We start from the raw sequence: 26,259 nt of genomic DNA on the forward strand, positions 1-26,259 counted from the left end.
GGGCCGTCGGTCGTTTTAGGGAACCCGCTTGTCCCGGTTTTGTCCCTGTTGGCGACCTCCTCCGTTAGGGCTGTAACGCGAGAGGCCTCGCCAACGACCGCTTCTTATGAAATGGCTGCTGCAGTCACCTTAGGTTGGCTGCCAACTACCGTGATCATCACGGTCGATGCGATCACCGTCCAAGCCGTTTTGGTCTTAAAGTTCTCACTAATCATGCTACTGTCCTCCTTGAAGGTTTAAGGTTGCCAGTCTCAGCCACTGGCTCGGCTTTCCCAAATGGGACTTTCTTAATGTGTCTGGCTATCTTCGTCGAAAGCGTGGGAGTACGGCTCATAGCAGGCCCCCTTCCTGACACTAGTACTACAGTTGCGTTTTCCTATTTGAGCGGGTCTCCACGACCTCTACTGATAGAACATCTATATATTGGAATGGCCTTGTCGCCTAATTCCACTGAACGAGTGGCATTCCGAGTTGGGTGAACTGGTTGAGGATTTGGCAGCGTAGCCTTGCTTCGGTCCGCTGATTGCACAACTTGCGACTGGTGAGCTTACCGCCGAAGATCGCTTTCAAGCGATACATGGTCGTCTCGACCAAGATCCGCGTGTGGTAACCGGCCTGCACCTTCCAAGAACGGCGACCCGTGCGACGAATCTCACGCAAGGCCTCATCACGTGGCAAACGAGGCTGGCTAGAATTGCCATGCTGCCAGAGCATCGCGTTCTTTCGCGGAGGAATGATAGGCTCGGTTGCTTCCCACTCCAAACGGTCATAGACCTTCGGTTGATCGTAGGCCCCATCGCCGTAGAAATTGACGATCGGCTCTTCCACTTGAGCAAGTATGCCGTCGACTTGGTCGCCATCGTGCTGGTCGTTCTCGGTGAGAAGTTCCGCAATGATCTCTCCCGTTTCAGGATCGATCCCCACGTGCAGCTTGCGCCACGTGCGACGCTTGCTCACGCCATGCTTGCGTGCTTTCCATTCGCCCTCACCATAGACTTTCAGACCTGTGCTATCGACCACGATGTCCCGTGGACCTTTCGTAGGCTTCACCGACAGAGAAATCTCTATCTTGGCGGCCCGTTTTTGCAGGCTCGTGTAGTCTGGAATCTTCACTTCAGCGCCCATCAGCTTCACAAGTGAACGACCGAAGCCTTCGGTCTGACGGTAGGTCAGCCCAAAGACTTCTCGCAGCGAGAGTAGGCAGCGAATTGCTGTGTCGCTGTAGGTGTAGGGTTGGCCGACCTTGGTTTCGAGATTCTCGTGTTCCCAGCCGATGAGCACATCTTCTTCCAGCCAGAGCGTCACATCGCCTCGCCTGACGAGCGATTCATTATACTCGTTCCAGTTCTTGACTTCGTAAGCTTTGCCTTCGGTCCTGGTTTTCGCACGTTTGGCCATCGATCGCTCAGCGATTGAGAGCAGAAAGTCCGTTCAACACACTTCTACGCTGCGAAGGCAAGAATCGTTAGACAAGGCAATTCGCGACTATACTTCTCCATCGCGTGACCCTCCGTGTGTTGTTGTTATTTGATTACAACGTCACACTAGATCAGTCAAACACCGACAAACTGTCGTTTCGGATGGAACCCATTCCACAACTACACTTCGTGCCACAGAGACACCTGTGCACATCGACGATGGAAAGCTAACTACCCGATATACCAACGCGATTGGAGGACCGCTGTAAGTGCTGATTGAATTGGCGTGGCTCATATTCACGCGGCAGTACCGCTGACTTGTTGAGAACGATTAGTCAGGTAGGTCGATCTAAATATCAGGGTGTGGAAGCTATGAGCTTCAACGGTTTTAGATTTTAGTTTTTAGGTGAGCGAGATGGCTAGAAGAATCTTTCAGCTGCTTTCATTTACTGCGCTTGCCAGTGACGAGCGCGGGGCTAGTATGGTGGAGTATGCTCTTCTCACCAGTTTGATAGCTGTTGCGGCGGTTTCGTCAGAGTGGACGCTTGGCGATAATACTGCAAGGACGTTTGATTTGGTCGCTGGAGCGGCTGGAGTCAATCCTGCCGACAGTGTCGGTCTAACAAGATAAGACGTCGATAAACTTGCAATCAAAAATGAGACGAGAATTAGAACCTTGCTACGTCCAACGTCCGTTTGGCAATTTTTATTTTGCCCAACAGGATCGCTGGATGAAGCAGGCAAGACTTAACAAGTAGCAGACTTTGATGCTTCCCGCCGTCGCCGTTTCAAACCACCAAAAGTCGCAAACATTCCCAACAGAACCAGACTAGATGGTTCAGGAACGCTAGCACCGGTAGTTTGGTCGATCCAACCCAAATTCGGATGAATAAGAGTGTAATTACCAAACGTGTTGTATGCCTCAAACGGAGTCGCAGTCGATGTTATCGCGGCTACCTCGGTCAAACCAAGATATGTGGGACTACCCGAAGCTGATTCCGTTGGACGGATCCCTAAAGGCATAAAATTCGATTGACCCGGAGCGCCGAAGTCTGAAGTCGTGTAACCGATAGGTGTTGTCGCGATGTTTCGGGTCGTGATAGTTCCTGCCCGTCGCTTTCCATCCGCGGGCAAAAGTCCGGTTTGCGGCGTCGCCGGTCGTCCATAGCTTGCCAAATTTAGCTCAGTTCCGAGCGCTACCTCTTGCCGGTGCAGTGTCGCCGGAGCTACCGATTGAAATCCACTCTTGAAATATAGCAACGCGAGATCAGGTCCGCTACTAATGTCATTATAGTCGGGGTGGATGAAGAACGCGTCAGCAAATAGGCTCTCTCCAGGATTGTTTAACACATCGTTACCAAGCCCAAACTCGAAACCGTTGTACGCACTATTGACGTCCGAGTCGATCGCCAATAGCCCATGTGCCGAAGTAAGGACCCAATGTTCGTCAATTAACACACCAGAGGTGAACGAAGCGTCAACCTCGTCTTGTTGCGCAAAAAGCCAACCGGCCGATGGAAACAAATTAGCATACTCCAAATACGCTGATTCGGGCGTAGTGGAAAAATTGTGCATCAGACCAGCATGTGCCGATTGAATTGGCGTAAACACCGTCATCGCGATAGCGACCAATGTCGCCACGAGGGCGGCTCTGTTTATGCGCTGATAATAGGTAGTTGTAGTATTCATGAGCGTCTCGTTGCAGTGTCGTAGCACTATGGTGGAGGGTGAGCGGGTATCTCAACTCAGCAGCCCGCATTAGAAATATTCTACCACCTGTCCTGCTACGATGCACGAATAGCGGCCGCCTGTTGGCCGATCTTCTTTCTCCTCCGCGAAAACAGTCTGAAACTCGCGGTTTCGAGTGGTCTCCGCGACTCGGAAGTTCACTCTCATTCTTCGGTCAGGCTGCACGCTACGCTCAGCCGGGGCGTAGTCCCGGCAATGCTCTCTTTGAAGCCGAGGATGATTGGCATTAGTAGTTTCTCGATGAGGAAACGAAAAAATAAGCCCGGAGATTTTGGGTGGTTCACTAATTCAGATTTGTGAATACAATCTTAGTGACCAGCTTCTAGCTTGGTCACCGCGTCATCGGGAATAACCAAGCATGGAATCGCAGCGGCCCGCTGATGGAAGCGGCCCGTAGACCGCCCTCCTCTCGGCCAGGAAGGTAGAGAGAGCTTCGCCAAATAGACCCGGCTGGGATGCCGGACGGAATCAGCGAACGCGGGCTGCTTTTTTTGTTGCTTTCATCCTGGTTTTCGCACGTTTGGCCATCGATCGCTCCGCGATTGAGAGAAGAAAGTCCGTTCAACACACTTCTACGCTGCGAAGGGAAGAATCGTTCGACAAGGCCATTCGGTTGATCCTGCGGGGTTGTCGTTTGCCTACTCAAGCAGGGTCGTGCCATCAACGTCGAACACAGCCAGCGACAGGTCATTTCTGGCATTCGCGTCGAAGGTAGCCTGCGCACCGCCGTCGAGCCCTTGGTTGAAGACGCCGCCCAGTGGAGTCAGGATGGCCTCCAGCGTTGAAGGGATGTCGACTGTGAACGAGAAGAAATCCACATCGTCAGCGTTGGCTATGCTCACAAAGTCGGTTTCGGTTGTCGCGACAAATTGGCTGCCTGTCGCGTCGCCACCGATGGAAAGGAAGCTGCCCGCAGAAATCGTGCCCAGGTCCGTGCCTGTTGAGGTGGAATTGTTTCCCAGTCCGTCGATTGATTTTTCAAACGTATCGCCATACAGGCCCTGAATGCCGCGAATATCATCAAGTTGTGGCCCATCGAAAGCCGTGCTGATGAACGGTTCCAACAAGAGTGAAGAGTTGGAGGACTCAACATGTTGCAGTCCGATAGCGTGGCCAATTTCATGCATTAGCGTGTTGCGAAGCTGGAGATAACTGTTTGACGAGTTAGAGTAGAAATTTGTTTCGCCCGTGTCGAACACGATGTCGCCGCTGTTGGGTAGCGTCGCATAGGCTAATGTACTGCCGGCGCCATCGACAAAGGTCCCGCCGAGTCGTATGTCGCCCAGTGTGCCTAGTACGCCGCTTGAATTCTGCAACTGCGATCCGTTGTCGTTCGGCTCGTAAACGAACGTGATACAGCCAAGTTCACTCCAACGATCAAACGACGGTTCAAACAGTGCAAACCAGGGACGCGTCGTTAAATTGGCGTTGTTGGAATTGACGTTGAACAGATCGTCAAAATAGCTGACGAGGTTACTACCGCCTTCGCCGGGAATGTTCGCCCCGTCTGGAGAAATGCTCCAGGTGAGTGTGACGGGCGTCCCCGGTGAGGCGACGACTCCGGAAGCAGTGACCGACCGCGGGTCGTCGGGGACATAGGCAACTGCGTTTGTCGCCAGCCCTACGGAAGACGCACTCACGACACAGACATAGAACAGTTTGGGATTGATCATGGTCCAGAACCTTTAAATGAGTGGTACTGCGGAAGAGCTGCCTAGTTGGAGTTGACTATGTCCACGAATACGGCTGCGCTTCGCTACTTGCCCATCGACATCGCCGTCCACATCGCCCCACGAGTATCGAACTTTGAATCCGTAAGCTTCGCAACCGATCAAAGAGTCGTCGTGAACACGAGCCAGCGGACCCCAGAAGCGCCCGCTGGCTCGCACCACTTTGCCCCTACCTGCGGCCGCGTTGCGATCGGTTCGACGCTAACTGTTTGGCGATGCTGTCCCAGTGGTCGTTGTGCGTACCTCTGCCGAAAGCTTCGTCAACGGCTGCGAACCGTGAGTGGTTGCTGCGATGCCGCTGATCCCTGTCGTCTCTGTGGTCTTTGCGATCATGGGAATTGTCGCGATCATGCCGATCTTCGACCACGGTTCCGAAATTCACGTCGCTGACAACCTGACCACCCACGGAGATCAACACGTCAGCCGTTTCGGCAACCGTACCGTCGGCAGTGGACCGAAGCACGCTCACTTGATAGTCGCCCGTTTCTCGGAACGTGTCGAAAGCGTAGAACCCACTAGAATCCGTCGTGGTCGTGTCCACCACTTCGCCCTCGTCGTTGAGCAGTTCCACAGTCACGCCCGCCGCGCCCTGTGTGCCGCCGCGATCGTGTTTGCCGTTAGCACTGCTCTCCTCAACTACGGTACCGGAGACGGTCGCCGACATGAAGAACACATTGTCCTGCAAATTAGTGACGGACGAATTGCGTTGAATGATGTCCGACAGCGACGACTCCTCAATTTGCTGGACATCCTCCTCAGAGAAATAATTCTCGTACCAGAACCGATCTCCATCACGTAGACGCGTGAACTGATCGACGATAATCGTTTGATTCAGCTCACCCAAGCTGCTGCCAGCCACCGGATCTTCTGCCAAGACTCCAACCCACAAATCGATGTCATCGACCGAATCGTACAGGCTCGCCAAATTCGCTTGCAGCTCGACATCCGACGTAATGTCCGCGAAACTCTCCACGCGTTCCAGTCCGTACGCCTCGCGAGTCGAATTGTAGTCGGCCAGCCCATGATCCCTGCCACGCTGGATATTGAGCGACGCAAGATCGAAGCCACCTTGCCCGGGGCCAAGGAACAGAAAGTTGCGGATGCTGTCGACAACTTGCGTGTCTATTTCCTGTGATTGCGACGAAGCAGAGTATTTCAGCAGCGAATCGATTCCCGTTTCTTTGAGCAAATCGGGATTGAAGAACGCCTCGGAAAGCGCAACCTCGTCGAACACTGCCCGGCCATCGTCGCCGAAGAATTCGACATCGTCATTCAACAAACTATGGCCCAGCCGATACGCTGCCGTAGAGAACTCGTTGGCGATGCTTGGATCGACCGTCGGATCGTAGCCTTCGTACTCTGAGAGCGACTCTTCGCCCAACAGCGCTGGCAGAAACTCGTTGTAGGTAATGGACTGAATTTCAGCGATGACGATCACCCGAGCTTGCTGGTAGATTTCCTCGTCCGTAAGATCGGCATTCTGTGCCGCAATCTCTTCGGCCAGCCGGTTGTGTTCTCGCACGAACAGTGTCTGCAGGGACGTCAGCTCGATGTTCTCATTGGCGCGGATGTCGCCGGCGAGAAAGCTGCCATTTTCATCGACGGGAAGCAGATCCCCTTCGCTTGTCAGCAGCTTGCCCCCCTCAAAAGTGCGCAAGCTGTCGGCAACTTCCTGGCTGGAGCCGTAGACCTGCGAGCCATCGACAAACGCGGTAATCTCGTTAATTTGCTCACGAGGGTTATCGACGCTATCTCCGGTGGTAACGTCGAAGACCGACCGGGTGAAGTTCATCACTTGTTCGCCCGTCCCATCCGGGTCGAAGTACGCATCGCCGGTGGGGATTTCGATATTGGCCGATTCCGTTCCGCTGGACTCAGTCAGATCGATATCGTGATCGAGAAACTGCCCCCACACATACACGAAAGCGGACAACTCCCGCTCGTTGCCGGTCGCTTCCGGGTCTTGGGCGGCGATCACATTGCTGACCTCACGGGCACTTGGCCGATCCTCGCCTGCCAGTTCGGAGATGCCATCGGCATAGTCGGACTCAGCGGTCCGCAGTAGTTGGGTGCCAGCGCTACCGAGTTCCGGGTTTTCCAGGTTGTTGCCCGTGCCGTCGATCGATCGCACTTCGGTGGTTGTGGTCGTCGGTATGGCCGCAATCGTCTCACTGCTGGTAAGGTTTGCGAGCGATTCTGCCTGCGTGGTTGAGATTTCGGCAGAGACAGCCACCGTCTCTAGCTCTTCGCTCACCAAATCAGGCGTTAGCGAGGTTCCGACATCGGCCGCTAGGAGATTTCGAGTTTCCAGGCGTTCTACGCTACGGTTCTTTTGGGGTTTCATAGCAACTCTCCTCAGGTTCCGGGGTTGAAAAGAATAGTCTTGGTCGCCTGAAGTACCTGTTGCCCCACGGTCACGGCGCCTCAACCGTGACATTGCCAGGAGGACACGGGCCTCAGAGCTAGCTCCAAAGCCCGTGGTCCAATACTTATGGCTCTACTACAGATAAACGCACAGCGAAGTCAGATTTCTACAAGCAGCCCAAAATAAAAGTGCTTTGTCGAACTACCATGGAAGCAGACACTGACTCGGTAGCGATCAGAGGTATAATGACAGTCAGACAAAAGCCTTGTAGAAAAGTTGCCATCGTTGCCGTTATCTCTTTAGTCAGGACTCTCACATGCCAAAAGAAGTCGTAGCGACGGAGCCAATTCGTGAAAGGTTGCTTGCCGGTGATCGCGGGGCGTTGGCGGAATTGTTTGATTAGCACCGCGAGCGTCTGTGGCGTATTGTCTACTTCCGCCTCGACACACGCATTTCGGGACGTGTTGATCCTGACGAGGTTTTACAGGATGCCGAGGAACAGTCAGCTCTAACAGGCAAGATCGTTCCAGCTCTCGCCCAACGACTACAATCGGAACTGCCTCCGCTACCCGATCACCAGCAATATCTTGAAGACTTGCTGGCTGCCGAGTATCGCCGCCAAAGTCGCAGCCTAGGCTAGGCGTAATCTGAGCTAGCCGACTGAGAAACTCGGTCCCAACTCAGATTTTGTCCGCCATTTTCAGGCTGCGGCAGCCCAATACTTACGGACAAGGGCTGGAGTCAGAATTCATATCCCCACTGCTGAACGCTGATAAATTGTAGTATCTTGATACCAGGACGCCTGAAGACTAACTTCTTTTGGCGGACAAGTCGTCGATCTACTCTAGCACCACCTGATTTCTACAACTCCCTCATTCGCTCGCCATAACTCTAGCTGACTCATTCCATGAAACCCATAATAAAGCTGCTTGTTGCCAATCGCTGGTTTCCTGAGTGAGAAAACCAGCAGCTTGACCCGAGCGCGCGCGAACTAGAAGATGTGTTTCGCGGAACGCACACCTTGTCCCGGTTTTTTTCTTGTTGCTGTTCCATTCAGTTTTTTTGAGTTTGAAGTGGTGTCTCTTCTGAGGTTGTGTCGTGAGCGCTCGGAAGGGTTTGGCACGAGCCTGTCGGTCGTCCGCTTCGGTAGCGACTCTTACGACACGCTTTTCAGTTTCGCAGTCAGTCAGCAAGAGCGTCAGTCCCGTCGCTAGGAGGCATGGACTGACACTGTGAGGATGGTTTCGGTTCATTAGGCCTCCTTTGTCGTAGGATGAGTTCGAGTAATCGTTCCAGCACACGCCATAGACTCTGCTCACGTGTAAGCGTGAGAGCGATCGCAATCAGGGCCAGCGCAATCAGCTCCGCCACGGCGGTCTCCAGGGGACTTGGGATTGCTACGATAGTGACCGTCGAGGGACCACGAGAAAGCTAACCAGCTTCCTCAACTGTTTATGCCCCGATTGGGGCGTGGATTTAGCGACTCGTCCAGCGCCATTTGGCTAGCCTAGCTGCACGCTTGGCCAGAGTCCGAGCGACTCAGTTTTCCTCTTCTGGTTGCCACAGGCAGGCAGTTGAGTCAAGCAAAACCTGGGAGGGTGTCGGTCGAGCATTCTACTTTGCCATTGATCTGTTACTTAGAAGGCAAGAACGATTTCCTACGATAGGCAAGTGCTGAGGCCGAGCGTCAAGGGACACCTGCAGAAGCGAAGACGCATCTTCGGCGTGCCACTGGCAGACCCTGGACGCCGACACTCGCCTAACTCGCTTAAGGTGCAGGCATGGTTCAATGCCGAGAAGCAGAAGCAAAGCTTCTATTCGCGTTCGGTGAGCTCGGGCTCATCCAACAGATAAATCGGAGGTTATAGAACGTGTTGAAGCGGCCTAGCACCACGCTGTAGCACGCTGCACGCTGCCTCATCATTCACACAGATTTCTACTACCTTTTTTGCATTCGCAAACGTGCCAGTAGTTACATTGAATCACTTGCATTTACGAGTGTTTGCAAAGAAAAATAGAGGGGTGTAGAATGCGACTAAACACATTCATGCAAGGCCGTTTGGGCTTAGCCGGTGGCTGTCTCATGACCTCGAGGTCGTCGGGAATAGTTGTTTTCATCGACAGACAACTAATCACATGCCTATATCTACCCATATTACTTATGAGGCCGGGGGTGAGCTTCCATGCTGAAACGGAAACGAAAGGCGAACGAATTGCCGGCGCACCTGTTAACGCCTTTGCTACTTCTGAACAGGTCGTCGATGTGACGGTACTGGATAAGTTTGCGCGAGAGCGTTCCACTCTGAGTAATTTGGAGACTTGCAGTCTGACTCGGTTTGGGCAGTGGATAGAAACTTCTCACACGTTCCGCACTATGCCGCTTCCGTGGCCTGTAATGCCGCGATCACGCGGCGGTGGGCGTTCGAAACTTCAGTGGAGGCTTCACGCACGCGGTCAAGATCGTTCGATTCCAACAGGTCTTTTAAGCGTTCTAGGCGTCCTCAAAGTACGTTGGCTTTTGACTGTTGAAACTCACTGATATTCCAGTTGCGGAGTTAGTATCCTACTTGCAGTTTCCTCGTCAGTGGGCTCGGGCTGCAAGGAGTTTGTATCGGGCTCCATTCGGGCCCCCGCTTCAACGCGTGATCGACAATTTATAAGAGGTCGCCTATCGACCGCTACTACGGAACTCGTGCACTTACATTCAGCTAGCAAATCGAAGTTTTGAAATACGCTCTAGACCGGCTCAATAGCAACGCTTTCCCTTGTTGAAACTTAGCTGATTGCAACATGACAACGGTTGAACGAAGTATAAGAGCAACCTGCGAGGGGCGACGATGGAGTGGATTGGAAGAACGCCGTATCCGACCTCTACGACGTGTTAGACATTCGACCGTTGGCGATGCGAGATCCTTTGCTTTCCAGCCCTAGGATTGTAACCCTATCGCCCAAGAAGGTTCGGTCGTCCGCCTAGCCCAGGCATCCAGTGGAGTGTCATTTGATCCTCAAATTCCTTCGTGCTCTCCTTTAAGGTTCGAAGCCAAGGCAGGTCGGCGAAGAACACGGCAGGAACAATGAGTATGTTCTTTCGATTCTGATCACGCAGTTTTTCGAGGACGTTGGATACAGCAAACTCCCCCGTAGTAGTGGCGATTCGGACTCGATGGAATCGGCTCGAGGCTGTGAGCGGGTCATTGGCTTCAACCTCTGACCATTTTTCAATATCACCAGCAGAAATCTCCTCAGGTAGCACCAGTATTGTCGTGCCTCCGAATGGCCCTGGGCACTTCGGGATAATTCCATCGCTCATGACCGCCGTAGATGAAATCTTAACCGACACCTTGGAGGCGTTCGTGCTATCCGGGATCGAACTGGCTGCAATAACGGCTGATTCGCCCTGTTTGGAAAGCGAATAGGCTTGCAACCTACCCCAGTGACGTGCTCGAGCAGAATCGCTTTCCACCAAGATATATTTTGTGGAATCACTTACAGTTGCCGTCTCGGTAGCCAATCCCAGGGCATCTCTGACGCCATTCAACTCTTGTAGCTCACACTGCCAAGGATCATTGGAGGCGACTTGGAAGTGGCATGGAATTTCCACTGCGTTGTACTGCACCAGCTCGTTCTCCCACCATGGTTGCTGGGCAGGATCGGCTATTATCAATAGCGACCTCTTCGGTGGAGGTGAATCGCCAAAAAACTCAGGCAGCGGCAATGGGAGGTCTTTGACTTTTGAGTATTGCCGTGGATTGATGGCGACTACTGAGAGTTTCATGCGATCGGAATGTACAGCAATGACAGTAGCGACCGTTGCCCCGGCTCCTTCCCCTGCTACGCAGATGTGATCAGCATCAATTGGGAAGTGCCTTAGCAAGTAGGCTCCAATCCGCTCGACGCCACTAACCAAGGTGCTCGTGTCTTCCGCAAAAGTATCCGGCCAGTACCATCGCCCCCCTGGTGCGTAGTCTTCTCCAATGGCTCTGAAGGGAGCTTCGACGACAGCAATCGCTGCTGAACTACCAAACCGCTGCTTGCAAAAGGCCATACCCTCCTTGGCAGTAAGCCCGTCTTCAGTAAGCCAAATCAAGAGAGGTACTTCGGCCCCTTCCTCGATCTCAGTAGGTTGATGAAAGCGATACTTCAACTCTCTTCCTATCTGAACACTTCTCTCCCCACTGTGAATATTAGAAGCTCTTGCCTCGACATAAACAACATAATCTGCAACGGACCTGCCCTGCATCCTCGACGTAGCTGGATTGAGAGCAGGCACAATCGAGACCGTTTTAATATTGGCAGAGGGCTTCCGCTTGAGCAGTTGATGCACGGTTCCATCCCGGTAGGCAGAATGAAAACCACCGTTGATATGGAGGACGCAGTGGTCAGGGTACTTATCGAGAGCATCCGCGCATGCCTCACCCATTGCATTGTCCCAAAGCGATTGCGTTGAATAGAGCCGTTCTTCTTCAGAGCTTGCAGGCATCATCCCCTGATGCCCTCTCGTTGCGTTATCCGTCCGCCTCCAATACTCGTTAGAGTTAGGGAAGTACTGCTTTGGCGTTTGTTTTTTCTCTTTGTCGGAGAGCGACGCCATTGATGGTGTACTTTCCATTGCCAATCGACGGCGAATGGGCTGTGGGAAGTTTGACGCGATTGCCGGGGTGCCCGTAGCTTTCGCTTGTTCGATGAGTGGTCGATAGGCTTCGTGGTAGTTTATCCACGGTCGGGCATCTGCGAGGAAGGTGGCTTCATCTATTTCGCTACTCAGGTACTCGTTGAGCTGTCCCTGAACATCGCGTTCAAACATTTCCAACGCTAGAACAACTTTCTTTTGCTTGAGATCGAGCAATCCTTGGTAGACGGCCAATTGAAACCGATGTGTCGTTTCATCCGTGTGAGATTCTCCCAGGAAAACGACATCCGCTTTACTCAGCTCGACCAAGAATTCATCGAGTGATAGTCGTTTCTCGGAATGCCCATCGCGAATGGAGATGGCTTGTTCGATAGGCGGGGCGGCCCAACGAGGTGATTCCGCGAACGCTGTTCTAGCCTGCAAGCCAGAGCAGGTAATCAGCGCGAACAGGGTTAAGCTACTCTTTGCGACAAGCCATCGCATTGGGAAACAGCCAAGCAGGGAATGTAATTTAGTAAGAATGGTCAATTTCCTCGCCACTGCGGGTTACCAAAGCGTTACGAACTTGACGATCGGTTGCGTCTAGAACAAACCGAACGGAGCTGTCCAGCATAACAAATTGCACGCCGCCGGGGTGGTCGCTTCGGAACACAATATTGTTGATCGGGGCAACTAGCTTGTCAGAGTTAAAGACATCCACAGGCGACTTGGCAGCCATGTGGCCCCATGCCAGCAACTGATAGCTTTGCGCCCATTTGAATTCGCCACCCTTGTGCCCTGTGCAGTCACCGCTCCAGTCCCAATCATGAAATCCATAGTCGATTTCGCCGATCAGAAACGTACAGGAAGTGCCGTCGCTCACTCTGCTCAAGGGCAAATTGTATCGATTGCCGGGCGTCGGTGGATAGTCGAAAGCACCGTTAACCGTACCTGGCCCATAGCGATCTTCACGCTTGGCATTCTTGGGTTGGATAGTCATTACAGAGATGATGTAGCTACCTGGACCTAGCGTTTCCCCACAATCGCGTGCTGGGACTGGACGGGGGAATGACTAATGCTGAGATCGCTCGTCGCTATCACGTCAACTGACGTTGATTTTACTACCTGCAGAAGCAGCGTGATCAGACCGGTGACAACTGGAATGGCCCAAGTCGTTGGCGGGGAACCGCTTGCCTACGATCTTGAACGTAGTACCGCGTCTAGCCATTGCGTGACAGGCAGCGGGTGCAAGCCTCCTACTCCAAAGTGGTTGCTTCGATTCGAGGTTCTTCAGCGGCGACTGCTTAACGGCTACTACTCAAGCAGCTTCGCCACCCGCTAGCAATGATGGGCACAGGTCCGAACCAGATTTAATGCTGCCATTGAGTGCAACAGTGGATGGCGACCAGTTGGGGATGAGCCGACGCTTGCTTGGTTGGTGCTTGGAGGGCGGTCAGTGGATTGGAATAACGACGCCGCTCGCATATATTAGCTAGCCTAGCCATGTTACGCATTACACAAGGAAAACAACGTGAAATACAACAATCTGCTGACAATCGCCCTGTGGATGATTGCAAGTATTTTCAGCGTTGCAAAACTTGACGCTGCGGACAGGCCCAATATTCTGGTTGTCTTATGTGATGACCTGGGGTACGGGGATATCGAGTGCTATGGACATCCTCATATCAAGACACCACACGTCAACAACTTGGCGACCGAGGGGATTCGCTTTACCAACTTCTATTCGGCCGCACCGGTCTGTTCTCCTTCGCGTGTTGGGTTGTTGACCGGACGTAGTCCGAATCGTGCCGGCGTCTACGACTTTATCCCCGGAGGGCGCGACATTTACATGCGATCCTCGGAAGTCACTATCCCGCAACTTCTGAAACAGGCAGGTTATGCGACCTGCATGTCTGGCAAATGGCACTGCAACGGCAAGTTTAACTCAGCTCAGCAACCCCAGCCGGACAGTGCTGGTTTCGATCATTGGTTTGGCACGCAGAACAACGCTAGTCCCTCGCATGAGAATCCAAGTAATTTCGTTCGCAATGGAGAGGCCGTCGGAGAGCTTGAAGGATTCAGCTGTCAGTTAGTGGTGGATGAGGCGATTACCTGGCTTAAGGGGCAGCAGGCAAACGACCCTAAACAACCTTTCTTTATGTATGTTGCCTTTCATGAGCCTCACGAACCCATTGCATCGCCACCAAAACTGGTAGAGCATTACGGCGACATGGCCAAGAATGTGAATGAGGCCCAGTACTTTGCCAATGTGGCCAACGTGGACGTGGCTGTCGGTCGATTGATGGCTGCTTTGAAGGATTTGAAAGTCGATTCGAACACCCTGGTTATCTTTACCTCCGACAATGGTCCAGAGACTCTGAATCGTTATCGCAGAGCAAAGAATTCCTTCGGTAGAGCGACGCCGCTACGCGGCATGAAACTGTGGACCACCGATGCAGGCTTTCGGGTGGCCGGAATCATGCGTTGGCCGGAAAGAATTAAGGCCGATCAGGTTGTAGACCATCCGGTTTCTTCGCTGGACTTTCTACCCACTTTTTGCGAGCTAGCCGGAGTCAAGCCACCGGCGGACCTGAAACTGGACGGGACCAATTTCCTGCCTGCACTCGACAACAAAAACCCTGTCCGTGCGAAGCCCTTGCTGTGGATTTTTTACAATGCCCTCAACGAGCGCCAGGTGGCCATGCGAGACGGCGACTGGAAGGTTCTAGCCAAGCTGAACATCGACAACTGCGTCAATGTGACCGCGGACAATGAAGCGGAAGTCAAGGCTGCAGAGTTCACCGATATTCAGATATTCAGAATCACCGACGATATTGGCGAGAGCAAGGACCTCTCCTCTTCGATGCCGGAAAAGCTGACTGAGCTAACGCAACGACTTAAGACGCACTACCAAGAGTTCCTTGACGGTTCGCACATATGGGATGGAAGAAAAACATAGCCCTCACCCATTGAAATCCAGAGAGTCATGACCGTACTGGGCAAAAGGATTGTCACTTGAAAGTGACTTGCACTACCGTTTGGAGGCAATGCCAATTACAGATATAGCGGATTGATTGACGTACTCAGTCTTCGTTAGCAATTGCAAACCACCCGCTAGCGGCATCTTGCAGTAGAAACAGAAACTACGTCTACTCTTCCTCCGACGCTGGGAGGCGAACCGGAGAACCTTACTCTTGGCGACGCCCGGTAGGGCTCGATTCCCTTGCCCACCGCTTGAGACAATCGAAACTCCCTAGCCCCGAACGCGAACACTGAGGTTCAAACCCCGGAGCATGCGCTCGGCGCTAAGGAAGTAATTGAATTTGAGTACAAAGGCGTATGCCTCGTTTATGGCAACACGGCTTGTCCTTACCGTCTGTAAATCGCGCCGTCTAGAAACAAAAAGATGGACGTCCATCGCTCGAAGGAAGCGAACAATCCATTGCATTCGCTCTTGCGTCGGCTTCGTAAACCGCGTTTGCGAGCACCGCTACTCAGTTAAGCCACGCAGCTCCCGGGAAGCACCAGGCGATCGATCGCTAGGTGCCTTGTTCAAGCTGAATGCCTCCACGTTTCGCAGTCCGCCGCTGTCGCTTACTAAGCCGCCGTCGAACGTGTGCCATTATAGAGAAATCGCAGAGGCGTTCAGCAACGATTTTTGGCCACCAAGTGTGGCACGATTCTCCGAATCGTATTTGGACAGAACAAGATTCTCCGAATCGCATTCCTCCAAGAAACGACACGGAGTGTCGTGCTACAATGCCCCTACGCTAGCTCGTCGTAGAGGACGAGTATGTGCTCTGCCGTGCTAGGTTTCGAGATTCTACCCAATAGGCGTGACTCTATCTTGTGACTTAAGGAGTCGCCGAGGTTCTTGGGGGGAAGTCTGTTGGCGAGCCAGAAGTTGCTCCCTGGGGCCCCGGCGGTATCTTGGACCGCGGCTATTGGGGGCGAAGGGGACTATGAGGAGGGCTTCGTGGGTGCGGGCCGTCTCGATATACTGAGACTCCTCTAGATTCTCGAAGAGAAGCACAAGCAAGGGCGACCGTTGCAGACCAAGCCTTTGAGTTCAACTGCGCCGCCCCTTTGTACGCTGAAAACGGTTCTCATGTCGCCCTTACGAACTTATAACGGCATTGCCCCTCAACTTAGTGCGCGAGTTTACGTCGATCCGGCAGCGGTGGTCATTGGCAACGTTGTCTTGGGTGACGATGTGTCCGTGTGGCCAGGGGCGATGGTGCGGGGGGATATGCACTCGATCGTGGTGGGCAATCGGACGAATATTCAGGACAACGCCGTACTACATATAACACACGCCAGCGATTACAACCCGGTTGGCTGGCCGCTCACCATTGGCGACGACGTGGTCGTTGGGCACAGTGCGGTATTGCATGGCTGCACGGTGGGCAATCGTGTGCTGGTGGGCATCGGGGCGATTGTCAATGACGGAGCTGTTGTCGAAGACGAGCTCATCATCGGAGCTGGCTGCCTCGTACCTCCGGGCAAGACTCTGGAGAGTGGTTTCGTGTACGTGGGGAATCCGTGCCGTGTGCTGCGAGCGCTCACGGAAGAGGAAAAGAGATTCTTCACGTACTCAGCAGCCAACTATGTGAAGCTAAAAGACGAGTATCTGGCTGAGCAGAGACCACCTGAGTAGAGTGAAGCACCTCAAACGATCTGATTGAGTGCTTTCTCAAATTTCGCCGCCGTTTCATCCACATTCTTAAGCTTGTCCAAGCCGAACAAACCAAGGCGGAACGTTTGAAAGCCTTCCGGCTCGTCGCACTTGAGAGGCACCCCGGCAGCAATCTGTAGGCCCTGTTCCTTGAATTTCTTGCCGTTGTGAATATCTTTGTCGTCGGTGTAGCTCACCACAACACCAGGTGCTTTAAAGCCGTCGGCCGATACGCTCTTGAAGCCTTTGCTTTCCAACAACGCGCGAACCTTATCGCCCAGTTCCTGCTGCGCGGCGCGGGCTTTGTCGAATCCGAAGCTCTTGGTTTCGTTCATCACTCGGCAGAATGAAGTGAGCCCGTCAGTCGGCATGGTGGCGTGGTAGGCATGGCCGCCATTCTCGTAGGCTTGCATGATTTGATGCCACTTGCCAAGATCGCAGGCGAAGCTGGTACTTGTGGTCGAGGCGAGTTGCTCCAGGCCCAGGGCGCTCAACATAACCAAGCCCGCACAGGGAGTGCCGCTCCAGCCTTTCTGCGGGGCGCTAATCAGCACATCAACGCCGCTCTTTTCCATGTCCACCCATATCGTGCCAGACGCAATGCAGTCCAGCACAAACATGCCGCCGACTGAGTGAACGGCATCTGCAACGGCAGAAATGTACTCGTCCGGCAAGATCATGCCCGAGGAAGTTTCTACGTGGGGAGCAAACACCACGTCGGGCTTCTCCGCCTTGATCGCGGCAACCACTTCATCAATGGGTGCGGGAGCGAAAGGTGATTGGGGGCCCTCGTCGACTTGTTTCGCCTTGAGAACGGTCGCAGACGCGGGGATGCTGCACGTGTCAAAAATTTGTGTCCAACGAAAGCTGAACCAGCCGTTGCGAATTACGAGGCACTTCTTGCCCGTGGCAAATTGTCGAGCGACCGCCTCCATGCCAAACGTACCACTGCCGGGAACCACGACGACAGCTTTGGCCTTGTAGACTTCTTTGAGCGTCGCAGAGATGTCGTTCATGACGCTCTGGAAAGACTGCGACATATGATTGAGCGCGCGATCGGTGTAGACGACCGAGTATTCGAGCAGACCATCGGGGTCGATATTGGGAAGTAGGCCGGACATGGGGGATCTCCGTTGTTGGACTGGGTTTGCTTGTTTCTGGCGCTAACTAGATCTGCAGGGCTAAGCTCAGTTATAGGCGATCGCCTACGGGATCGACAGTGGCGCAGCATCTACCGCTAGACATCCGCAGAGAGAATTTCCAGGCACCTGGTGAGATTACACCAAACTGTTCTGCGGGCCGCCAAACAGAGAATCGAGAAGGTCGTCTGTCAGCCAGGCTGCTGACTGGCTTTCATCGACCTCGCTGGATGAGCGTGCCAAGCCATTCTCTCCGGCTGCGTCAGCGGCTAGCGGTACGGCGACAAACTGAGGGTCGGTGGCGAAGAGCGCTTCGACAACCGCTTCGGGCACAACGAAACCTTCCGAACGCTCGTTGGTTGCGTCTAACCATTGTGTGGCGAGCGCCGCATCAAGGTAGCTTGCTCTGCTAGAGGGCACCGCCTGTTGACTGGCCTCCTCCTGTACCCCGCCAGCCGCAGCCGCGGCTACCTGTTGGGCCGTTTGCCCGTATTGGGTTTCCCAGGTGTTCATGTCGATGGCATCTACAGCGCCATCGGCATTGCTGTCCCCATCGACGAGCGCTGCCCCCGTGGCTATCCCATAACCTCTTTGCAATGCCAGGAAGTCGAGCCCATCGACATCCTGATTCGAATCGAAATCAGCATTAGTATCGACTACCGTGGGAGTGAGACTGTTTTGCAACTGAGTTGGATCGTCAATGCGGCCCATGAAGGTGATCGCCGAAGTCGCGTTGTCGCGGATGATCATGTGAAAAGGACGATTCGCATTGAATTCTAGTTCGTCACCACACCAATTGTGCGCCCAGACAGCGAAACCCCAAGACTCAGCTCCAACAAAATAGGTGTGATGGTCAGTGACAGTCAGGTTGTAAACACGCTCTTCTTCGCCGGTGCTGACCACTCTTTCCACCTTTGCCCAATCGCGTTGATTGGTAGAGAGCAGGTCCTTTTCCTGTAGCTCGCTTGCTGAGATCCAGCCTTTGCCTTTGGCAAAGAATCGGTGAGGGCCAGTGGTGCGAATTACCTGCCCATCGACATGCAACTCGACAATTTCAGCAGTGCTCCGAAAAGTCTTCTCGACGACTTTAGGTTCTGCTACGCCTTCGACATTGAGCTCGTCCCGCGCGAGAACTCGGTCGCCCACTTGGAGCTCTTCAATCGGCTTTTCGCCATCAGGAGTGAGCACCGGGGTTCCGGCAGCAAAGCAGATTCCAAAATCAATTTCCGTAGCCGCAGCTGCTTCAGTACCTTGTTCGTTGACTTCGAGTGTTGCCTTGTGGAACACCTTCTCAATGAAGACATCGACACTAGTCATATTAGAGAAATCCGCAGTTCCAAGATCAAAGGCAGTCGGCATACCTAGGCCGATTAAGAGCTGATTGAGCGAGGTAGCAACAGTTGTTTGAAACTTTGGGAGAGTGATAATCGTATTGGTGAAGCCTGGATCGCGCGGACTAGCAAATCAGTCGTCGATGCCCGTAATGACTTCACTGGTTAGCTGTGCAGAAGCATCGCTAGTAGGTGGGAGAACCAAGACCATCGAGGCATTCTCTTCGACAAAAGGCAAGTCGAGGATTTGAAAGCCATCTATTTCGGTGCGATTGACGAGTAATTCCGTGTACAGGGTCGGCGTCGAAACCGTCGGACCATCGGCGGTTGTGAATTGCCCCGTGTACGTGTATTGCGGGTCGAACGGACTTTGCCACTGCCCTTTGAAGTAGATCGCATTGGTAAGCACCATCTTAGTAGCAGAGCTGAGATCGCTCACTAAATCTTGAATCCTGCCTTGTGTCTGTTGTGAAACCCAATTGTTAATCGTATGTTCCGCCTGTTGCGGGTTGGAGTAGTCAAGGTTTTGCGCATAGCCATCGTAGCTGGTCGTGATGGTGTCTACGAAGCTGCTTTCCAGAGGCAGGCCCACTTGCGGCCACATGGCATTGGCAAGAGCCGTGTACAACTGTATCTCCGGCGGCTCCCAAGGGAACATGGGCGAAGAGACGACCGTTTGCGATTCTAGCGTCGCAATCAAATTCTGAAACGAATCATGAATACCCGGTGCCGACCCGAGGTGTAACACTTGCTCCATCTCGGCAGCCGTTTGGCCAGCAGCACCCTCGTAGGCCATCGTGAGGCCCGTCGCGATGCTCAAGGGCGAAAAAAACAGGTTGCCCTGCTCGTTCTGCAAATGCTCGTACACATCGAGCCCGAATTGATTCACGGCATTAACGGCCCGTGCGGAGAGCACGAGGCGATCTTCGAGCGGTTCCAGGCGAAGCTGGCGAGAACGTGCCGGATCGTTCTTGCAGGAAGCGCCTGTTGAGCGAGAGTCATGTAACACACTCATCACTGTCCCCTCGAATGGCTTCTAGCGGGTGTCGAGATTTAGGTATTCACCATGCACCTTGCCTATTTAAGAGTTTAAGCGGGTACGTGAAAACAAGCAAGTAATCAGGGGGCTCCGGAGATGCTGCTCGCCTGGACAACCTATGGGCCCGCGCTTCATACTAATCGAGCATTGCGGTTTCTTCCATTCATCTGCGAGTTACTCTCATGGCCAACCCTACAGTCGATATCGAAGTCCTCAAGAGCGAAGTCCGGGCGGCTTTGATCAATCAGAAAGCGTTTGCCTGTCCGATTGCGATGCGAGTGGCATGGCATTCCGCAGGCACGTTTGATGAAAGTGACGGCACGGGTGGAACGCAAGGCGCGACAATGAGATTCGAGCCGCAAAGCGCCGACGATGCCAATGCGGGACTGCATATCGTGCGCGACATGTTGCACCTCGTGAAAAAGAAGTACCCGCAAGTTTCCATGGCCGATCTCTGGGCGTTTGCCGGGTGCGCCGCGATTGAATTCATGGGCGGGCCCATGCCGCCGTTCAAATTTGGACGGACTGATGAAGCGGACGGCAGCAAATGTCCACCCAACGGACGACTGCCCGACGCCTCGCAAGGTGCCGATCACCTGCGTGAAGTCTTCGGGCGCATGGGATTCAATGACCAAGAGATCGTTGTCCTTTCAGGAGGTCACACGGTCGGGCGTTGTCATGAAGTTCGCAGCGGTTACGACGGAGCGTGGACCAAGAACCCGCTGAAATTTGATAACGAGTACTTTCGTAATTTGCTGGAAATTAAGTGGACTCCCAAAAAGTGGGACGGCAAGGATCAGTTTACCGACCCTACCGATACGCTGGTTATGCTACCAACAGACATTGCGCTGATTGAGGACCCCGAGTTTCGCAAGCATGTCGAGCGTTACGCGGCCGACGAGCAACTATTCTTCGACGAATTCTCCCAAGCCTACGGCAAATTGATGATACTGGGCTGCCCAGGTGAAGTGAGCCCGTTTAGCGAAGAGGAACCTGCCAGCGAAGAAGATCAAGCGAGTGCCGACTTTCGAGAATCAGCCATGCACGGCAGCCTGGGCATCATGCGTCGCTTAGCCCCAAGTGCCGACGTGCATCAGGCGGAGCAAAGCTCGGGGCGCACCGCGTTACACAAGGCAGCCTTCTGGGGGCACGTTGAGGCAACACGGTATTTGGTCGACGAATTAAACCTTGATATCAACGCGCAAGACCAAATGGGCGATACTCCGCTGCACGATGCAGCGAGGTTCGGTAATTTGGAAGTCGCGGAGATTCTCTTAGCTGCCAAGCCAAATCTCAAGCTTGAGAACGCAGCTGGCATGACATCGCTGGTGCTGGCGGTGGAATACGACAAAGAGAAAGTCGCCACTGCGATTCGCGGAGCATGAACGCTACTGTGCCCGATCAGCTACACGGATAGAGGCCAATCGCGGCAATGAGAGCGGTTGCCAAGAGTGATAACCAAGTGATTTTGGACATGAGCGCCTCTCGATTAGAAGTCTGAGAACTGCCGTGTAAAGTGGCTTGAAAAGCATAGCTCATAAAATGGCCGAGTGCTCGACTAGCCCTTTTGGCCTTCTATGCCAGCCCGCCCACTGCTGGGGGGGTGTGGTCGTTGGCATCGGTAATCCTGGGGTCTGCGCCGGCGGCGAGCAGCCCTGCGCAGTTCGATTCAATTGGAAGCCATCGCTTGCTTTCGAGTAGAGACCTTGCACTCGTTCACTTCACTGACGCTTTTGCGCGAACAGCCAATCATACAATTCGGGCGTCTCGTACGCTTTCACCCACGAGTCGTGGCCTACTTCAGGATAGATGGTCACCCTGATGTCGATGCCTACTTCCTTGAGAGCGGCTTGCATCTCGTGAAGTTCACTCACAGGCACGACAGAGTCTTTCTCGCCATGAAAGGCCCAGATGGGGGCAGAGATCTTTTTGGCATAGCGTACGAACCGTGCGTTTCCACCACCGCAAATGGGCACGATCGCCGCAAAGCGGTCCGGCTCGCGCTGGGCCAATGCCCAAGAACCGTAGCCGCCCATGCTGAGTCCCGTGAGATAGATGCGTTTCTTATCAACGCGATAGTTCGCTTCGATGTGATCGAGCAGGGCACTCAACTCATTCGCATCCCACCATCGATCAGCTGCGCATTGGGGCGACACAACAATGCATGCGAAACGTTTGCCTTGTTCAATCTGCATCGGTGGGCCGTGAACTTTCACACGCTCCAGTTCGCCGTCTCCGCGCTCGCCCGCACCGTGTAGGAACAGCATCAGCGGGTAGGTTTGCTTGCTCTCTTCGTAGCCCTCTGGTAGCGAAAGCAAAAAGGGTTGTTTGAATTCGAACTTAAGGGTTGTCGACACCTCTTGTTGCGGGGATTTCTTGGCGGCCACAGGCTGGCTTTTTACTTCGGGGTATTGGGCAAATGTTTGCGGGCACGCAGAACAACTGAATGCGACTGCCAATGACCAGCGTACTAAAAGTCTAAAGTCGGCAGCTCGTCTGTTATTCATCGATTTCTCTCCAATTACGTGGGAAGTCACAGTTGATCGCCGATCAGCATAGAAGTGTGCAATGCCGACGCTCAGCACAGCGTATTCTAGCCGAGGCAACGTCCATGTCACCATGAAGAAAATAGGTCGATACCACTGCTTCACCGCAAAACAGGAATTCTGTGGCGACCGAAAAGTGATCACGAGTTGACGGATCTATGCCGACGAAACGAGTTGCTCTGTTCCCGGTGGGAACAATTGCCACTTAACGTGACTCCAATTGCTTCTGGAACTGCCGGATTGCCGTGGTTATCATCAAGTATCCTGGCTCAATACAGACTCCTCCAAGCCACGGATCGCCAGCCAAACGGACGACTAGCTATCAGGAGACGCCGACCATGCCACTGACAACTGTCTGTTCACATTGCGAGGCAAAGTACTCTATTCCAGACAGCGCCCTCGGCAAGAGAGCTACCTGTGCGAAATGCAAAACGAAATTTGTCGTAACCGCAGGTGCCCACAAGTTGGCAAATGACACGAAAGCTACGGAACGTTCCTCGGCCACTATGCCAAAAGCCGCGGAGAGTAGCGCTGCCACACCAATTGCTAAGGAAACAGCTAAGAAAATCGCTAACCCCCAAGGCTCGAAACCCAAGGCTTCTCGTAGTCCCCTTACTGAGGAGATTCTGGCGGAAGCCTTTGCCAAGCCGATGAAGCGATCGCGGACGCCGATGACTTATCGAATCGGAATCCTGCTTGCTGCGATCGTGATGGTTGCCTTAGTAGCCATCTACCTGTCTTTGATTGCACTTTCGTGCTACGGGGTATACTACCACTTCGCAAATCACGCTGGCATTCTAGAGATGCGGGTCGGCGGAAGGATCAAGGTCCTGCTTTTTCTCGTCTATGCTTCGCCTATAGTCATCGGGCCAATCATTATTTTCTTCCTGATCAAGCCACTCCTTGCTCGGCCAGCAAAGTTGGAACGAACTCGTTCGCTAACGCGAAAGGGCGAACCGCTCCTCTTCTCATTCGTCGACAGCGTGTGCAAGTCGGTCGGCGCCCCACGGCCAAAGCGAATAGATATCGATTGCGATGTGAACGCATCGGCTGGGTTTCGCCGTGGTTTGGTGAGCTTTCTCGGAAAGGACCTCGTGCTAACGATCGGGCTACCTCTGGTAGCTGGTCTCTCATTGCGTGAGTTCGGCGGAGTACTCGCACATGAGTTCGGGCACTTCGCACAGGGAGCAGGAATGCGGCTCTCGTACCTTGTCCGTGCAATTTCTCATTGGTTCTTGCGCGTCGTGTACGAGCGAGATCAATGGGACGAATCGCTTGAGGCAGCAACGGAAGATCTCGACATCCGCTTAGTCTGGATCGTCTGGCTTGCCCAGCTGGGTGTTACCCTCAGCCGCGGTATTCTCTGGGTACTAATGCAGATTGGAATGCTGGTGAGCGGCCTTTTGCTACGCCAAATGGAATTTGACGCAGACCGATATGAGACGAAGTTTGCGGGGCACAAGGCATTTGCGTCTACGTCTCGCAAAATGCGGCTCCTGGGCCTCTCGTCACAACTTGCCGACGCACAAATTATGGAGCATCTTGGTGACCGTCGCCTTGTCGAAGACCTTCCGGGGCTAATCCTTGTAAATGCCAAAACAATCACGCCGGAGATGTCTGCAAACATACAAAGGCAATCGGACGACGAGCAAACTGGTTGGTTCGACTCCCACCCTAGTGATAAAGATAGGATTGCTGCCTCAAAACGACTTGGAGACGAAGGTATCTTTCAGCTTGAGAGGCCAGCGAAGGAGCTGCTCACCGACTTTAAAGGTCAGTCGATAGCAACAACATGGAATCTCTACATGGGCACGTTCGGTCCAGGCGTGCCGAAAGAGGCTCTAGTTTCTGCTGCCGCTTTCGCTCGTGCAAGCAAGTCTCAATGGAATAGCTAACGCTAAGCCTGCCGTAGCACGGCTTCAACCCGACGCATCGCTTCTTCAACCTGGCACGCACCTTCGGCCACGATCACTTCTGCGTTCTTGCCGATCATCGTGTCGAGCCGCTTCTGAGCAGTCAGTACGGCCGTGTGGCTGCGGCGATTGTAGAAGCTGCTGATCTCTGCCAATCCAGATCTTGTGTAGCGGCGACTGAGGCACAGGGCAAGCATCCTGGGGTCGGTTACGACTCGTGACTTTTTGGGCGACTTGAGTGTGGAGGACTCGACGCCAAACACTTCGCAGACGGCTTTCTCGATGTCCGTCAACTTTACTTGCGGGGTATTTTGTTGGCAAAACTCGGCTAGCACCATGTCCGCAATGATCGGCGTGATCGGGCGGCGCTCAGCCATGCTGGTGACTACCAGACGATTGATCGCTCCGGCGAGCAATCTGGCGCTGCCGACCACCTGCTGGGCGATCATCTCGATGACTGCCTCAGGGAGAGTCGTTTTTGCCCGAACTGCCATCGCGCGAACAATCCCCAGTCGTGTGTCGTAGTCTGGCAAATCAATAGCCGCAGCCAAGCCGCCAAACACTCGGGCTGCGATTCCGGGATGAATCGCGTTCAACTCGCTAGGGCTGGCAACGCTGGTGAGAATCACCTGCCCGCCGCGGCTAGTGATGGAATCGATAGTATGGAGGAACTCTTCGATTGTCGCCTGCTTCGTTCCAAAGAACGACACATTGTCGAACAGCAGCGCATCGACGCCGCGGAACTTGTGACGAAAGGATGCTTGCGAGCGAGTTCGCAACGCTTCCATGAACTCCGCGGTAAATTGCTCAGCAGTCAGACTGAGCACTTGGGGGCGAGCAGGGTGGCGACGTAGTTCCGCGGCGGCAGCGTCCAGGAGATGCGACTTCCCTGTTCCGTGCGAACCGAATAACAAGAGAGGACTGAACCGGCCCGGCGATTCGAGCGCTGTTCGTACCGCAGTAAGCGCCAATCGATTGGAATTCCCTTCCACAAAATTATCCAACGTGTATCGCAGACGTTGGCGTGCCTGTGGCCTTGCCGACGGCTTATTCGTCGTGCGACTCTTGGGAGGTTCGCTCTGTTTGACATCTAACGCAGGTAGTGCCGATTGCGATGCTTTCGAGGGCAGCGTCTTTTCAACGGCTTCATCGATCGACTCTTGAACGGAATACTTGAGTCCAAAGTCTTTCCCCAGAGCAGTATGAACGCACTCTAGCAAAGCACCACCGTATTTCCGTCGCAGCAGGTCGACTTCCGTCTTAGAGTGGCATAAGACCTCCAACTGGTCGCCTGACGGTCGAAGCGCGACGTGTTCGCCCATCCACAGTTGGTAGCGGTTTTCGCCCAACCGATCGCGTAGCGTTTCTCTGAGCTTGGCTTCCCGCAACTTGGACTTCATGCCCGGTTCATCCATGGTCTCATCCTGAAATATCAGCTGCGAATTCTCGACGTACGCTCTCCGTAGTTGCGCATTGATCCCTTGTTAGGAATCGCTGCGATGCCCTGCGGTTAAGAACGTGAATGCCCGAAAAGAAATTCGCCCGTCGCCATCAATGCGTCGGTCGCTTTTGCCCGTGTTGTCACCTTGAGGAGACGATTCTACAGTGCTAGCACTCCCAAGAAAGGGCTTGACTTGCAAGCGAATCGAATCGAATTCTCAAACGTTGATTTGAGGGCCTGAACCTGCGGATTCTAGTCACTTACAACTCGAAAAAACTTTACGAATTCTCGGCAGCGACAGGTG

General features: G+C 53.7%; 14 protein-coding genes and 1 pseudogene. 4 read left to right on the forward strand and 11 right to left on the reverse strand.

Annotated elements, in window-relative coordinates; translation table 11 throughout:
* Positions 1-441 precede the first annotated feature (441 nt).
* The 6 genes from HG15A2_RS13995 to HG15A2_RS14025 all read right to left on the reverse strand — a co-directional run bounded on the left by HG15A2_RS13995 (position 442) and on the right by HG15A2_RS14025 (position 12,871).
* On the reverse strand, positions 442-1,398 hold the full coding sequence (locus tag HG15A2_RS13995) for an IS5 family transposase (RefSeq protein WP_145060817.1): 957 nt from the start codon (positions 1,396-1,398) through the stop codon (positions 442-444).
* A 767-nt stretch (positions 1,399-2,165) separates the two neighbouring features.
* A complete protein-coding gene (locus HG15A2_RS14005; RefSeq protein ID WP_145064071.1) occupies positions 2,166-3,107 on the reverse strand; it encodes a trypsin-like serine protease in 942 nt (313 codons plus the stop codon).
* Positions 3,108-3,805: 698 nt separating this feature from the next.
* Positions 3,806-4,840 (reverse strand): matrixin family metalloprotease, encoded by a 1,035-nt coding sequence (locus tag HG15A2_RS14010; protein ID WP_145060819.1) that lies wholly within the window; start codon positions 4,838-4,840, stop codon positions 3,806-3,808.
* A 226-nt stretch (positions 4,841-5,066) separates the two neighbouring features.
* Entirely contained in the window at positions 5,067-7,241 is a 2,175-nt protein-coding gene (locus HG15A2_RS14015) for a peroxidase family protein (RefSeq protein ID WP_246117737.1), read from the reverse strand.
* 2,962 nt (positions 7,242-10,203) lie between these two features.
* Entirely contained in the window at positions 10,204-12,375 is a 2,172-nt protein-coding gene (locus HG15A2_RS14020) for a ChaN family lipoprotein (protein ID WP_145060821.1), read from the reverse strand.
* Positions 12,376-12,403: 28 nt separating this feature from the next.
* Positions 12,404-12,871, reverse strand: a complete 468-nt coding sequence (locus HG15A2_RS14025) for a DUF1559 family PulG-like putative transporter (RefSeq protein ID WP_145060822.1) — start codon at positions 12,869-12,871, stop codon at positions 12,404-12,406.
* 531 nt (positions 12,872-13,402) lie between these two features.
* Between HG15A2_RS14025 and HG15A2_RS14030 the strand changes: the two genes are divergently transcribed.
* A complete protein-coding gene (locus tag HG15A2_RS14030; RefSeq protein WP_246117738.1) occupies positions 13,403-14,830 on the forward strand; it encodes a sulfatase family protein in 1,428 nt (475 codons plus the stop codon).
* Between the two features lie 1,149 nt (positions 14,831-15,979).
* Positions 15,980-16,528, forward strand: a complete 549-nt coding sequence (locus HG15A2_RS14035; RefSeq protein ID WP_145060823.1) for a gamma carbonic anhydrase family protein — start codon at positions 15,980-15,982, stop codon at positions 16,526-16,528.
* Positions 16,529-16,539: 11 nt separating this feature from the next.
* Here HG15A2_RS14035 and HG15A2_RS14040 read toward each other — a convergent pair whose 3' ends face one another.
* The 3 genes and pseudogenes from HG15A2_RS14040 to HG15A2_RS24615 all read right to left on the reverse strand — a co-directional run.
* Positions 16,540-17,667 (reverse strand): aminotransferase class V-fold PLP-dependent enzyme, encoded by a 1,128-nt coding sequence (locus HG15A2_RS14040; RefSeq protein WP_145060824.1) that lies wholly within the window; start codon positions 17,665-17,667, stop codon positions 16,540-16,542.
* Between the two features lie 156 nt (positions 17,668-17,823).
* Positions 17,824-18,909: a polymorphic toxin-type HINT domain-containing protein gene (locus HG15A2_RS24835; protein ID WP_261342170.1), complete on the reverse strand. Its 1,086-nt coding sequence runs from the start codon at positions 18,907-18,909 to the stop codon at positions 17,824-17,826.
* 9 nt (positions 18,910-18,918) lie between these two features.
* Positions 18,919-20,031 (reverse strand): annotated as a pseudogene (locus HG15A2_RS24615) (serpin family protein); the annotation flags it as partial.
* A gap of 206 nt (positions 20,032-20,237) precedes the next feature.
* Here HG15A2_RS24615 and HG15A2_RS14055 point away from each other — a divergent pair.
* Entirely contained in the window at positions 20,238-21,440 is a 1,203-nt protein-coding gene (locus HG15A2_RS14055) for a peroxidase family protein (protein WP_145060827.1), read from the forward strand.
* A gap of 336 nt (positions 21,441-21,776) precedes the next feature.
* On the opposite strand, the gene HG15A2_RS14060 is transcribed toward HG15A2_RS14055, so the two are convergent.
* Positions 21,777-22,562: a carboxylesterase family protein gene (locus HG15A2_RS14060; protein ID WP_145060828.1), complete on the reverse strand. Its 786-nt coding sequence runs from the start codon at positions 22,560-22,562 to the stop codon at positions 21,777-21,779.
* 545 nt (positions 22,563-23,107) lie between these two features.
* Here HG15A2_RS14060 and HG15A2_RS14065 point away from each other — a divergent pair.
* Positions 23,108-24,496 carry a M48 family metallopeptidase gene (locus HG15A2_RS14065; protein WP_218931966.1) on the forward strand — a complete coding sequence of 463 codons (1,389 nt, stop codon included), beginning with the start codon at positions 23,108-23,110 and terminating at the stop codon, positions 24,494-24,496.
* A gap of 2 nt (positions 24,497-24,498) precedes the next feature.
* On the opposite strand, the gene HG15A2_RS14070 is transcribed toward HG15A2_RS14065, so the two are convergent.
* A complete protein-coding gene (locus HG15A2_RS14070) occupies positions 24,499-25,914 on the reverse strand; it encodes a DnaA ATPase domain-containing protein (RefSeq protein WP_218931967.1) in 1,416 nt (471 codons plus the stop codon).
* Between the last annotated feature and the right edge of the window lie 345 nt (positions 25,915-26,259).

Source organism: Adhaeretor mobilis (assembly GCF_007741515.1).
Classification (GTDB): Bacteria; Planctomycetota; Planctomycetia; order Pirellulales; family Lacipirellulaceae; genus Adhaeretor; species Adhaeretor mobilis.